The organism is Thalassovita litoralis (assembly GCF_900182725.1).
Taxonomy (GTDB): domain Bacteria; phylum Pseudomonadota; class Alphaproteobacteria; order Rhodobacterales; family Rhodobacteraceae; genus Thalassobius; species Thalassobius litoralis.
In genome coordinates this window covers 201,660-214,571 of record NZ_FXTO01000001.1, presented here as the reverse complement: position 1 = coordinate 214,571, position 12,912 = coordinate 201,660, and the positions used below count along the sequence as shown (strand labels likewise).

The 12,912-nt window shown below is 57.9% G+C and carries 9 protein-coding genes, 1 tRNA gene and 1 pseudogene; 8 read left to right on the top strand and 3 right to left on the bottom strand.

Translation table 11 applies throughout. The annotated features are described in order from the left end of the window. Window positions 1-321: 321 nt before the first annotated feature. Entirely contained in the window at window positions 322-1,635 is a 1,314-nt protein-coding gene (locus FN828_RS01040) for a mechanosensitive ion channel family protein (protein WP_142491521.1), read from the bottom strand. Window positions 1,636-1,896: 261 nt separating this feature from the next. Between FN828_RS01040 and leuC the strand changes: the two genes are divergently transcribed. The 4 genes from leuC to FN828_RS01015 all read left to right on the top strand — a co-directional run bounded on the left by leuC (window position 1,897) and on the right by FN828_RS01015 (window position 6,346). Beyond that, window positions 1,897-3,306 (top strand): 3-isopropylmalate dehydratase large subunit, encoded by a 1,410-nt coding sequence (gene leuC, locus FN828_RS01030; RefSeq protein WP_142491520.1) that lies wholly within the window; start codon window positions 1,897-1,899, stop codon window positions 3,304-3,306. Between the two features lie 173 nt (window positions 3,307-3,479). Then, complete coding sequence (gene leuD, locus FN828_RS01025; RefSeq protein WP_142491519.1) at window positions 3,480-4,085, top strand: 3-isopropylmalate dehydratase small subunit; 606 nt, start codon at window positions 3,480-3,482, stop codon at window positions 4,083-4,085. 402 nt (window positions 4,086-4,487) lie between these two features. Next, the gene (locus FN828_RS01020) at window positions 4,488-5,324 is read left to right on the top strand and encodes a hypothetical protein (protein ID WP_235891366.1); all 837 of its coding nucleotides are present in this window, start codon (window positions 4,488-4,490) and stop codon (window positions 5,322-5,324) included. Between the two features lie 47 nt (window positions 5,325-5,371). Beyond that, complete coding sequence (locus FN828_RS01015; protein ID WP_235891365.1) at window positions 5,372-6,346, top strand: endonuclease/exonuclease/phosphatase family protein; 975 nt, start codon at window positions 5,372-5,374, stop codon at window positions 6,344-6,346. Here the strand turns inward: FN828_RS01015 and FN828_RS01010 are convergent. Further along, a complete protein-coding gene (locus FN828_RS01010; RefSeq protein ID WP_142491517.1) occupies window positions 6,264-7,133 on the bottom strand; it encodes a Rossmann-fold NAD(P)-binding domain-containing protein in 870 nt (289 codons plus the stop codon). The two genes, FN828_RS01015 and FN828_RS01010, sit on opposite strands and share 83 nt — an antisense overlap. Window positions 7,134-7,228: 95 nt before the next feature. Here FN828_RS01010 and FN828_RS01005 point away from each other — a divergent pair, with 95 nt between their 5' ends. Both FN828_RS01005 and leuB read left to right on the top strand, forming a co-directional pair. Beyond that, complete coding sequence (locus tag FN828_RS01005) at window positions 7,229-8,122, top strand: LysR family transcriptional regulator (RefSeq protein WP_142491516.1); 894 nt, start codon at window positions 7,229-7,231, stop codon at window positions 8,120-8,122. A 60-nt stretch (window positions 8,123-8,182) separates the two neighbouring features. Then, window positions 8,183-9,274: pseudogene (gene leuB / locus FN828_RS01000) on the top strand (3-isopropylmalate dehydrogenase); the annotation flags it as partial. A 14-nt stretch (window positions 9,275-9,288) separates the two neighbouring features. On the opposite strand, the gene FN828_RS00995 reads toward leuB, so the two are convergent. Continuing rightward, the gene (locus tag FN828_RS00995) at window positions 9,289-10,890 is read right to left on the bottom strand and encodes a Na/Pi cotransporter family protein (RefSeq protein WP_142491515.1); all 1,602 of its coding nucleotides are present in this window, start codon (window positions 10,888-10,890) and stop codon (window positions 9,289-9,291) included. A gap of 122 nt (window positions 10,891-11,012) precedes the next feature. Between FN828_RS00995 and FN828_RS00990 the strand changes: the two genes are divergently transcribed. Together FN828_RS00990 and FN828_RS00985 are read left to right on the top strand one after the other, a co-directional pair. Then, a tRNA-Pro gene (locus FN828_RS00990) sits at window positions 11,013-11,089 on the top strand. A 614-nt stretch (window positions 11,090-11,703) separates the two neighbouring features. Next, window positions 11,704-12,720 carry a tyrosine-type recombinase/integrase gene (locus FN828_RS00985; protein WP_142491514.1) on the top strand — a complete coding sequence of 339 codons (1,017 nt, stop codon included), beginning with the start codon at window positions 11,704-11,706 and terminating at the stop codon, window positions 12,718-12,720. The last annotated feature ends 192 nt before the right edge of the window (window positions 12,721-12,912 follow it).

Sequence of the window (12,912 nt, the reverse complement as noted above, 5' to 3'; positions counted from 1 at the left end):
ATGTCCCGGCGCTGGACGTGTTCAGGCTAGCACCGCATATGTAAAATCTCAACGCATGGTTCAAGTGCCTATCCGTCGTCCTGTGGCATGGTGCGTCTTGCGGTGAGCGTGATGCCTTGCGCTTTGCCGTTGGTTGCGCGGATTGCAGGGCAGGGGGCTTTGCCCCCTCGGGCTGCGCCCTCACCCCCGAGTATTTCAGATCAGAAAGAAGAGAATTGGTTTCTTTCTGATGGTCAGTACTCTGGGGTTTGGGGCAACGCCCCAAGACACGAGGAAGCGGCCAAAGGCCGGTGACGAGGTATCCTGTGCGCCGCGAGGCGCTCAATCGGTTTGGGTTTTTAGTTCCGAGCCGGGCAGCATTTTGACTTCGCGTTGCGGGAACGGAATCGAGATGTCGTTTTCCCGGAACGCATCCCATAGGGCCAGATAGACGTTGCCGCGAATATTGGTCAGACCTGCGGTTGGGTCTTGAATCCAAAACCGCAAGATATAGTCAACGCTACTGTCACCAAACCCCACGATATGGCAGACGGGCGGTTTGAAGCTAAGCACCCTTTCGACGTTTTTCGCGGCGTCGATTGCGATGGCGCGGACCTTATGGGGATCGTCGTGATAGGCGGTGCCGAAATAGATATCCAGCCGCACGAAATCGTTGGAATGGGACCAGTTGACCACCTGCCCGGTGATCAGGTCTTCGTTCGGGATCAGGTATTCCTTGCCGTCCCGTGTGACCACGCTGACATAACGGGCACCCAGCGAATTGATCCAGCCGAACGTATCGCCCAAGCTGATCACATCCCCCGGTTTGATGGATTTATCCAGCAGGATGATGATGCCCGAAACCAGATTAGACACCACCTTTTGCAGGCCAAAACCCAGCCCCACGCCGATGGCCCCGGATAATACCGCCAGCCCCGTCAGATCCACGCCTACCGTGCGCAGCCCGATAAAGAAGGCCGCGCCGTATAGCATCACCTGAAGGAACTTGATCGCCAGAACTTGCATCGATGGGCTGATGTCCTGATTCTTCCGAATCGTGGATGACGCCGACCCTGACAGGAAACGCGCCCCTGTCATCAGGACGGCAACCCATGCCACCGCCTGCACCGTCAGCCACAGCGAAATCCGCGTGTCCCCGATATGCAGTGCGAAGCTGTCCAGCAGCGCCTGCGTATCGCCGGTCAGGTTCAGGATCGACAGTGTGACCCAAATCCACCCGGCATAGCGCACGGTTTGCCGCAGCGCGGTGTTCGTGATCAAACGGGTGACAATTGCGATCACCAGCCACGCAAACGCTAACTGGCCGATGATTCCCAGCAGATAGGACCGCGATGGCCATGTCATTTCGCGCATGATCCAGATTGTTGGCCAGATCAGGGCCACAAACAGGATCAGCCGCATCCGGCGGTGGATCAGGACCAGAAACCGCATCCGCCACATGGGCCAGCCTTCGCGGTGGCGCATCCAGTCCTGAAACCGTGGCGCCAGCAGATACGCGGCCAGATGGGCAATCCCCCAAAGCCCCAATGCGATCAGTAACTGATAGGCGTTCCATTTCCGCAGCGCCTGATTCAGTAAATCCTGTCCTTCGTTCAGCAGGGTTTGCAGCAGGGCGGGCAGGGTCGATGGGTCCAATGGTGTCTCCTCTTTCGTTCAGCTTGGCATGACGGGCTGTGTGGGGGCAAGCGGCGGTGGGGGTTTCACGCCCTCTTGATAGAATCCCAACGAAAGAGTATCTGGCTAAGTATGACACGGATTTTCGACATGGATGATCGCGCGCGGCTGCCTTGGCGGTTCTACGGCGCATCGCACACCGTACTGGCCCGCCTATAAGGCGCGCCCATCCCTGTCACACCCTGAATCTACCTTAATGCAGACAATCCACGGGAGAGGACCATGACCGCCCCGAAGACACTCTATGATAAAATCTGGGACGCACACGTTGCCCACGAATCCGAAGACGGCACCTGCCTTCTGTATATCGACCGCCATCTGGTTCACGAAGTGACCAGCCCGCAGGCCTTTGAGGGGCTGCGCATGGCGGGCCGCAAGGTGCATTCGCCGGAAAAAACCATCGCCGTGCCGGACCATAACGTGCCGACCACCGCAGGCCGTGAAGACCCCAGCCAGATGACCGAGGAATCCCGCATTCAGGTCGAGGCGCTGGATAAGAACGCCCGCGAATTCGGCGTGCATTATTACCCGGTGTCCGATGTGCGTCAGGGCATCGTTCACATCGTTGGCCCCGAACAGGGCTGGACCCTGCCGGGCATGACCGTTGTTTGTGGTGACAGCCATACAGCAACCCACGGCGCATTCGGTGCGCTGGCCCACGGTATCGGCACGTCCGAAGTGGAACACGTTCTGGCGACCCAAACGCTGATCCAGAAGAAATCCAAGAACATGAAGGTGGAAATCACCGGCAAGCTGAAGCCGGGCGTGACTGCCAAGGACATCACGCTGGCCGTGATCGGTGAAACCGGCACGGGTGGCGGCACCGGCTATGTCATCGAATATTGCGGCGAAGCGATCCGCGATCTGTCGATGGAAGGCCGCATGACCGTTTGTAACATGGCCATCGAAGGCGGCGCCCGCGCTGGCCTGATTGCACCGGACGAAACCACCTTTGAATATATCAAGGGCCGCCCCCACGCGCCGAAAGCCGGTCAATGGGAACAGGCGATGGAGTGGTGGAAAACCCTGTTCACCGACGAAGGCGCGCATTTCGATAAGGTCGTGACCCTGAAGGGTGAAGAAATCGAACCTGTTGTGACCTGGGGCACCTCGCCCGAGGACGTGCTGCCGATTTCGGGCGTCGTTCCGGCACCGGAATCGTTCAAGGGCGGCAAGGTCGAAGCCGCCAAGCGCGCGATCGAATACATGGGTCTGACCGCAGGTCAGAAACTGACAGACATCCAGATTGACACCGTGTTCATCGGGTCTTGCACCAATGGCCGGATTGAGGATCTTCGCGCTGCTGCCGAAATCCTGAAAGGCAAGAAGATCAAGGACGGTATGCGTGCAATGGTCGTGCCGGGGTCCGGTCTGGTCCGTGCGCAGGCCGAAGAAGAAGGCTTGGCCGATATCTTCAAAGAGGCTGGGTTTGAATGGCGCATGGCGGGCTGTTCGATGTGTCTGGCGATGAACCCCGACCAGTTGTCCGAGGGGGAGCGTTGCGCTTCGACCTCGAACCGCAACTTCGAAGGGCGTCAGGGCTACAAGGGGCGGACCCATTTGGTTAGCCCCGCAATGGCCGCCGCTGCCGCGATCACGGGTCATCTGACCGACGTGCGTGATCTGATGTGATCGGGACGGGTGGGCGTTTTGCCCACCCTATGCCCGTTCTGATGAACGAAAGGTAAAAGATCGTTATTAACGCTTGTCTGGCGCAAAGCTGTGTTTGTACCACATTCAGATACGGTGCTTTGTCCGCCGAAGGCCCCGAAAGCTACAAGTGTTGTGCGATAGGAGAGACTAAAATGGAAAAGTTTACCAAGTTTACCGGCATCGCTGCGCCCATGCCTTTGGTGAATATCGACACCGATATGATCATCCCCAAGGGGTTTTTGAAAACCATCAAGCGGACGGGTCTGGGCGTTCACGCCTTTGACGAGATGCGCTATAACACCGATGGCAGCGAAAACCCCGATTTCGTGCTGAATAAACCGGCGTATCGCAAGTCGGAAATTCTGGTTGCTGGGGATAACTTCGGTTGCGGGTCGTCCCGTGAACATGCCCCTTGGGCGCTGGCTGATTTCGGCATCAAGGTCGTGATCTCGACCTCTTTCGCGGACATCTTCTTTAACAACTGTTTTAAGAACGGGATGTTGCCGATTGTGCTGCCGCAAGAACAGGTCGACCTGTTGATGAAGGACGCGGAAAAGGGTGAAAACGCCCGTGTGACCGTTGATCTGGACGCGCAGGAAATCACCGCTTCGGATGGTGAGGTGATCAAGTTTGACGTCGACGCGTTCAAGAAACATTGCCTTCTGAACGGTCTGGATGACATCGGCCTGACGATGGAAAAAGCGGCGTCGATTGCGACCTTTGAAAATCGTATGGCGGCAGAACGTCCCTGGGTCTGATCCGGGCCTGATCCGGGTTTGTCCATTGCTATGGCAGGGGCCGCCTTTTGGGCGGCCTTTTGCGTTTTTAGGGTTGGAAAACAGCGCTAACCCTTTGTCGGCGTTGCTGAAACTGATGAATTAGCAAAAGCGGCTCTGGTATAGGGGGTATGGCAGATCGCAATATCTTGCGGTGTGTCGAAAACCTTGTGGCGGCGCTTCGCGGGCTTGATGCAAACTCGCACCACATTTGCCACGTTTTAGCCTCAATCGTTGGTTTTTACTGCTCTATCGCTTGTCTCAGGATTCGAAAGAAGGCAACATTTGGGCAATATTGAGGCATACCGCCATAAAGAGCGGGATCAAGTTGGACACAGGGCGCGGCATCGTATCGCGACCGGCCAGTTTGAAGGGATCGAGACAGTGATCGAACGATTTGTAGGCGCGGTGTTTCGCGCGTTCCTTGTGGCTGTTCTGGTGGCTTTGCCATCGGTGTTCCTGCCCGGAACGCTGTCGGATTCGTTGGCGCTGCTGATGATCCTGACATCGGCGGCTGCGATCCTTACCTTCTTGGAATACAACAGCGAATTCCCATCGATGGTTGAGTTCCGCTATGCGCCGCCATTTAATCGGCTGCGGTTCGGGGCTGTGTTTTTGTTGGTTATGGTCCTGACGATCATCGCCCGTGGCAAGATTCATCCGACAGAGCTGAGCCAAGGTCTGACTGCAATCGGGCGACTGTTGGGGAATACGATTGATTTCCCGTATTCGCCGGTTCGTCTGATTGTGCTGATGATGCCGGTCAATGCCCCCAAGGAACTGATTTCAGACGTGCGCAGTGCCGCTGGATTGGCCTATTTTGTGTCTTTGGTGATGATGTTCATCTTTATCTTGTATGTGCGTTTTCTGGGATGGCCTGCCCGGAACGGGGCGTTCAATGTCTGGATCAATTTGCCAGTGTTCGATCCGACAAGGGGGGATGTGCTGTCGCGCCTGTATCGGGACGCACGCGTTAACATTGCATTAGGGTTTTTGCTGCCATTCTTGATCCCGGCCATTGTCAAACTGGCATCGACGCTGGTTGATCCGATTTCATTGGCCCATTCGCAAACGCTGATTTGGACAATGACAGCATGGGCCTTGGTTCCCGCCTCTATGATCATGCGCGGCATCGCCATTGGGCGTGTGGCGGACATGATCGAAGAAAAACGCCGCCGCGCCTATGCCGAGGCAGAGGAACAGGGCTTGCAGGCTACCTGATTGTCCTTGTGTTCGCGGCCCTACCTGTTTGGGCGGGGTCGATCCGGGTGGCGACATACAATACTGAATTATCGCGTGATGGTCCCGGTTTGTTGCTGCGTGACATCCGGCGGGGCGATTCGCAGGCGTTGGCCGTGGCGCAAGTGATTGCCGCAGCGCATCCCGATATTCTGCTGCTGCAAAACATTGATTACGACAGACGGCTTGCCACGGCCAAAGCGCTGAGCGCCCTGATTGCGGATGCCGGGCATGTCTTTCCGCATATGCTTGCCTTTGCGCCGAATGCCGGGTTGCCCACCGGGTATGATTTGAATGCCGACGGACGCCGTTGGGGACCAGCCGATGCGCAGGGTTTTGGCCGTTTTGCCGGGCAAGGGGGGATGCTTTTGCTGTCCCGCTACCCGTTCGAGGAAACAGAGGATTATTCGCCGCTTTTATGGCGGGATATGGCGTGGACGGACCCGGCTGCGATCACACAGGCATGGGGTGATGTGGCAGGGCTGCGTCTGGCCGCTGTCGGGGCGTGGCGGGTGCGGGTTCGCACGGGAGCAGGGCCGTTGACCGTACTGGCGTTTCACGCCGCGCCGCCGGTTTTTGACGGGCCGGAAGATCGGAATGGTCTGCGCAATCAGGATCAGTTGCTATTCTGGGCGCATAAGATCGCCCAAATGGCGGGTCCGCTGGTTCTGTTGGGGGATGCGAACAACGACCCCGCCAAGGGCGACGGGCGCAAGGCTGCGATTCGTGCCTTGTTGACCCACCCGCGTCTGACAGACCCGCTGCCGGACCGGCCCACGGTGGATTGGCAAGATTTGGGACTGGGGTGGATGCGGGTGGATTATGCGCTGCCATCGCGTGATTTGGCTGTGACCGGGGCGGGGGTGGCCGATACGCCCCGCGCCGAACAGGCCAGCCGTCACCGGCTGGTCTGGGTTGATCTTATGTTAGGTGCAAATGCGCAACCGCCGCCGCCAATGCCTGCTTTGGTGGGGTTGGGTGAAAGTCGGGCAACAGTTCATTGAAACGTGTGCCGGTCAGGCTGTGCGGGGTGTTCCATAGGTATCGCATCTCGAACAGGGGCGGAATTAGTCGCATGAAGGGCCGCAGAAAATGCAGGGGCAACCACGCCATTTTGCGGATTTTCACCGGGCGTTGCAGCGTTTCGGTCAACAGCGTGGTTATTTGCCGCCCGGACAACGTATAGCCGGGGAATGGAATGTCCTCGTACCGGCGAAGCTGATCCCGCTGTTCTGACAGCGCAACAGCGGCGCGGGCCAGATCTGGCAGAAAAGCCCAAGCATGATCCAGATCGGGATTGCCGGGATAGGTCAGCGCCCCTTTGGGCAGGGTTTTTGCCATCATCATGTCGAACCAGTTGCCTGACGGGGTGGTATCCAGATAATCCCCAGCCCGCAGAAGGATGGTTTTCACTCCGGCCTTGCGATAGGCGGCTTCCATCCTGCGGCGGATCATGCCCAGCGGGTTATGCGCCTGATGTGGGGTATCTGCGCCCCACGGTGCGGGGGTATCCGCCCCAAAGACATAAACATTACCGGGCAGGATTACCGTGGCATCAGCAGTCAGCGCGGCCTGAATGATCTGATCGTGTAGCTTGGGAACCTGATCGGCCCAGTCGGGATATGCCGGGTTCCACCCGGCCACGATCACATCTGCGTCTTGTGCTTTTTGCATCAAATTGTCCCGCGCTCGATCAAACCGACGCACCTGCCAGCCAGAGGCCGCGAAAGCATCGGCACAGTTGCGCCCGAACCGGCCTGATGCCCCAAGAATCAAAACTGTTTTCGGCATAACCACCTCCTTCACCTGTGTTGTGAGGTACAAGCTATGACTGACTGATATGAATGGATATTGCCTAAAAATAAGTATTATGTATTCATTTTTGAATGGATAAGTCTTTTGCTTCTGACTGGGCATTGATACAGGCATTTCTGGCTGTGGCTGATTGTGGGTCATTGTCTGCTGCGGCACGCCGGACCGGGCAAAGCCAGCCCACGCTGGGGCGTCAGATTCGCCAGTTAGAGCAAAACCTGAATGCCAGCCTGTTTACACGTCATGCCCGCGGTTTGGCGTTGTCAGCGCATGGGCAGGCCATTCTACCACACGCGCGTAAGATGCAGGCCGCGATGCGTGACATTGACCTGACAGTGGCGGGGCGGGATGCAGACCTGTCGGGGACTGTGCGGATCACGGCCAGTCAGGTCGTGGCACAGTATATCCTGCCGTCTGTGATTGCCGCACTTCGGCAGGATTATCCGACGATTGCGATTGAACTGGTTGCCACCGACAGCACCGATAACCTGCTGTTCCGAGAGGCGGACATCGCCGTGCGCATGTACCGGCCCCAGCAGTTGGATATTGTCACGCGCCATCTGGGCGGGATCAGGATTGCTGTGTGCGCCGCGCAGTCCTATCTGGATCGGCATGGCGTGCCGCAATCTGTGGATGATCTGAGGGATCACGCGCTGGTGGGGTACGATCAAAGTGATCTGATATTGCAGGGTATGCAGGCGTTGGGCGTGACCGCCAGCCCGGAATGGTTTGCAACGCGATGCGACGATCAGCCAACCTACCTTGAACTGGTGCGGGCGGGATGTGGGATTGGATTCATGCAGGAAATGCTGATCCGGCGCGATCCGATGATCCGGACGCTGGATTTGGGATTTGACATACCGCCGCTGCCAGTGTGGCTGGCAGCCCCATCCGCAACCCGGCATACCCCGCGTGTGGCGCTGGTTTGGACGGCGCTGGAACAATGGCTGGCCCCCTTCATTTCTTGACCCTTCGCGCGTCAGACGATAGGCGATTGGTCAACGTTTTTTCACGTAAGGACAGCCATCATGACCAACCCTTCGCTTCTTATTCTGCCCGGTGACGGGATCGGCCCCGAAGTCATGGCCGAAGTGCGCAAAATCATCGACTGGTACGGTGCAAAGCGCGATCTGACCTTTGATGTCAGCGAGGGGCTGGTTGGTGGGTGCAGCTATGATGCGCATGGCACCCCGCTGACCGATGAAACGATGGAACAGGCGCAATCGGTGGATGCGGTTCTGCTGGGTGCTGTGGGCGGCCCGGCCTACGACAATCTGGATTTCAGCGTAAAACCCGAACGCGGCCTGCTGCGCCTGCGCAAGGAAATGGACCTGTACGCCAACTTGCGTCCGGCACAGTGCTTTGATGCACTGGCTGACTTCTCGTCGCTGAAAAAGGACGTGGTGGCCGGTCTGGATATCATGATCGTGCGCGAACTGACCTCGGGCATCTATTTCGGTGAACCGCGCGGTATTTTCGAAGAAGGTAACGAACGCGTGGGCATCAACACCCAGCGTTACACGGAATCGGAAATCGAACGTGTTGCGCGCTCGGCCTTTGAACTGGCCCGTCGTCGCGGCAACAAGGTCTGCTCGATGGAGAAGGCCAATGTGATGGAATCGGGCATCCTGTGGCGCGAAGTCGTCCAAAAGGTGCATGACGAAGAATACGCGGACGTGGAACTGTCGCACATGTATGCTGACGCGGGCGCGATGCAGCTTTGCCGCTGGCCCAAACAGTTTGATGTGATCGTGACCGATAACCTGTTTGGCGACCTGCTGTCGGATGCGGCTGCGATGCTGACCGGATCGCTGGGGATGCTGCCCTCGGCCAGCTTGGGCGCACCGATGTCCAATGGTCGCCCCAAAGCCCTGTACGAGCCGGTACACGGTTCCGCCCCGGATATTGCCGGTCAGGGCAAGGCAAACCCGATTGCTTGTGTGCTGAGCTTTGCAATGGCGCTGCGCTATTCCTTTGATCAGGGTGCCGAAGCGGATCGTCTGGAAAAGGCCGTGGAAAAAGTGCTGGCCGATGGTGTTCGCACCGCCGACCTGTTGGGCGAAGAAGGCGTGCAGCCGGTTTCGACCTCGGAAATGGGCGATGCAATCGTCGCAGCGCTGACGCCAGCCTGTAATCACACGTTGGGATCGGGCTTCGCGGCCCGGTCCCGCTTTGCGGGGTCGGCTATCCGGTCGTAATCCCCGATCCGCTGCGTATGATGCAGCACCCGTTGCAGCCACCGCATTGCATCCGTGTGCTGGAAAACATCCCGAACTGAATACAAACCCACATGTTCGCCCAGCAGCATTGCGCGCCGGTGCCGGTTCGTGCGCGTTTCCAGCAGGCGTTCCAGCCGATTCAGGCGCGCCGGGTCCAGCGATTTCAACCCATCCTGCCCGGCTTGGCATAATAGCGCGGCCAGCAATCGCGTGGGGCGCCGTAAAACTTTGTCAGACAGCAAAATGGGCATGGCTGATGTCTGTTGCGCCCGGATGACCAAGCGCCGCAGGTGATCGGTTTCATGCAGTAGCGCTGAATAAGCGTCAGCTTTATCATCTTTTGCGCCCGGAAGGCGGGCCAGAAAATCGCCCAAATCATCCAAGGCCGGTGGCAGAGAGAACGCCAGCGTAGAGATTGGGCGATAATCCGGTGCATCATCCAACGCCTTGCCTAACGCGGTAAACAAATGCTCGGCAATCTGTCGGGCGGATTGATGTGCCGCCATCAGCGCCATTGCCCTGTCTTTGAGCAGCGCAGGATCAGGCCGCAAGCTGTCTGCGCCATCCGGGTCTGGCACCCAACGGCGTACCAATGTCACCAATTGGCGTGTGATCGGCAAAAACAGCGCCGTCCCAAATATGTTGAACCCGGTGTGAAAAAGCAAAAGCGCCGTTAATGGCCCGGCGCTAAGGCTGATTTGTTCCAAGCCACTTTTCACAAACAGCAACAACGGAACCGCCAGCGCAGCAGTCCCCAAGTTGAACACCAGATTTGCCACCGCCGCCTGCCGCATTACACGCGACCCGCCCAGGGATGCCAGAATGGCCGTGAATGTGGTGCCGATATTCATCCCCACCACCATCATCGCGGCCTGCATCACGCTGATCGTCCCCGACGACAGAAAAACCAACGCCAGTGCCACCGCCGCGCTGGAGGATTGGATCACCACGGTTACTGCCAGTCCGATTCCGATCAGCAGGACATTCCCCCAGATGCCGCCCGACGGGATCATATCCGGGGTCAACAGGTCGGTGGCGTTGCCAACCCCGTCCTGCATCATTTCCAAGCCAATCAGCAGCAGGCACAACCCGGCCAGCAACCGCCCAACCCGTTCGATTGTGCCTTGTCCTAACAGCATCGCCAAAGCCGCAGGCAACAGCGCCATCATGGCGACTTTGCCCAAGGCCAGCTTGAACCCCAGCAGCGTCACCAGCCAGCCGGTTGCCGTGGTGCCGATATTTGCGCCCAGCAGGATACCCACGGCCTGATGCAGGCTTAATAACCCGGCCCCGACAAACCCCACGGTCATCACCGTGGTCGCACTAGAGGATTGTATCACCGCCGTAACCCCCGCCCCGGTCAGCACCCCGCGCAGGGACGAGGTGGTGACGCGCGCCAGCAGATTGCGCAATTGCCCACCGGCCAGCGCCCGCAGCGCCGCCGTCATGGTTTCCATCCCCAACAGAAACATGCCAATGCCGCCAAGAGCGGCCAGAAGATCGGTTGTCGTGGTCATGATCCCTCCGCCGCGAAAGATGCGCGCTTGCTGTCGGGGAAACAAGTGCCGGGTTTCCGGGGAAAATCCATTTTATCCCCTTGCAAATACCCGGCGCGAAGTATAATCGGCGTCCTCAGTGTCGGAGTGTAGCTCAGCCTGGTAGAGCACTGTCTTCGGGAGGCAGGGGCCGGAGGTTCGAATCCTCTCACTCCGACCAATAAAACAAGGCGCCTTCGGGCGCCTTTGTTGTTTTCAGGCAGAATTTTCGGGGTTTTGAAAGCGGCGGAAATGGCTGTGTTGGGGCGCGGGAAAATCCATGCGCCTCCAATTGGCATTGGGCAGGGCTGCGGTCTGGTAGTCACGCTGTTCAAAGGCGATGCAGGATTATGCTACTAATGCCGGGGCTGCCCGCGGCACTGATATGTCATTCATGAAACGGCGAAACTGGCTACGCGTGATTTGCACGATAGTGGTTGTGCCGGGCGGTTGCTGCTGCATCCGCATACCTGAAGCAAGACGTGAATTGGAATTGGGGAAGTCATCAAGTAAGACGATGGCCGCCCTGTCGGGCGGCCTTCATCATCTTGATCTCTTTAGAGAAACAGTGGTGAGCCGTGCAGGATTCGAACCTGCGACCCACTGATTAAAAGAACGGTCAGGTCGATTTTTACACATTTCGCCAAATTTCTCTGTATTACGAAAAATACATTGTAATCAATTATTTGTCTTGCATTCATGCGCGCCCGCGTTTCATCAGTTACGCCATAAGTCACTGCAATTTGCTTCCGTATAGCTTCCGGAAGCAAAACGGAAGCAAGGGGTGTTCTGGAAATGTTCAAGCTGACCAAGAGGTCCGTCGAGGGGTTTGAAATCGAAGGGAAGGACTATCTCATTTGGGATCGTGAAGTGCGCGGCTTTGGCGTGCGAATCTATCCTTCCGGCAAGAAGACCTACCTCGTGCAGTATCGGGCCGGGCGGCGCACACGGCGCGTTACCATCGGTCAACATGGCGTCCTCACCACCGACGAAGCCCGACGCGAGGCAAAGCAGCTTCTCGCCTCCGTCGCGCGCGGTGACGATCCCTCGGCCCAAAGACAAGCCAAGCGCCACGCCCCTACGGTCGGGGGCCTCTGTGATCGGTTCTTGGAAGAATATGTCGATCAACATTGCAAGCCGACCACTGCGAAAGACTACCAGAGCATCATTCGCCGTTTCATCCGGCCCAAGCTCGGCCCTATCGCGATTGCAGAAGTGACCCGCGCCGATGTGGTGGCGTTTCACCACGGGTTACGCAGCACGCCCTATCAAGCCAACCGTGCGGCTAGCATGTTGTCGAAGTTGTTCAACTTGGCGGAGGATTGGGGATTGCGTCAGGCCGGATCGAACCCGGCGCGCCGTATCAAGAAGTTCCGCGAGGAAGAGAAGAAACGCTATCTCTCGAACGACGAGCAAATCCGCCTTGGCGAAGTCCTCGCAGAATCGCTGGAAGAGGGTACAGAGAGCCTTTACGTGGTTTCCGCTATCCTCTTGCTGATTTACACGGGATGCCGCCTCAACGAGATTCTGACGCTGCGCTGGGGCTATGTGACAAGCCACCATTTGGAATTACCCGACAGTAAGACCGGGCGTCGCCGCATTCCTCTGCCCCGTGAAGCCTATGACATTCTGCTGGACCTGCCCCGCGAAGAGGGGAACCCCTACGTGATCCTTGGCGACGTTGCGGGCCAGCCCTTGGTGAACCTGCAAAAGCCTTGGCGTCGCATTCGCGCCCGTGCGGGTTTGACCAGACCGAGCAATACCCGTCTATGCGGCAGCAACGACAACTTGGGCCTGAACTGCCGCTGCTAAAACCATGCGTCGATTCGGGTGTGGTGCGTTTGCATCATGCCCACCGCCGATTTTTCCTTGTCACATTGCTTCCGTATTGCTTCCGGCAAATGCACAAACGCGAACCGCGCCCGAAGGCGCGGTGCGTAATCCATTGAACTTCAAGGATAAAGTGGTGAGCCGTGCAGGATTCGAACCTGCGACCCACTGATT

Coding starts and splice junctions, on each gene's coding strand:
- leuC (WP_142491520.1), top strand. CDS start 1,897: ATGACCGCCCCGAAGACACTCTATGATAAAATCTGGGACGCACACGTT.
- leuD (WP_142491519.1), top strand. CDS start 3,480: ATGGAAAAGTTTACCAAGTTTACCGGCATCGCTGCGCCCATGCCTTTG.
- FN828_RS01010 (WP_142491517.1), bottom strand. CDS start 7,133: ATGCCGAAAACAGTTTTGATTCTTGGGGCATCAGGCCGGTTCGGGCGC.
- FN828_RS01005 (WP_142491516.1), top strand. CDS start 7,229: ATGGATAAGTCTTTTGCTTCTGACTGGGCATTGATACAGGCATTTCTG.
- FN828_RS00995 (WP_142491515.1), bottom strand. CDS start 10,890: ATGACCACGACAACCGATCTTCTGGCCGCTCTTGGCGGCATTGGCATG.
- FN828_RS00985 (WP_142491514.1), top strand. CDS start 11,704: ATGTTCAAGCTGACCAAGAGGTCCGTCGAGGGGTTTGAAATCGAAGGG.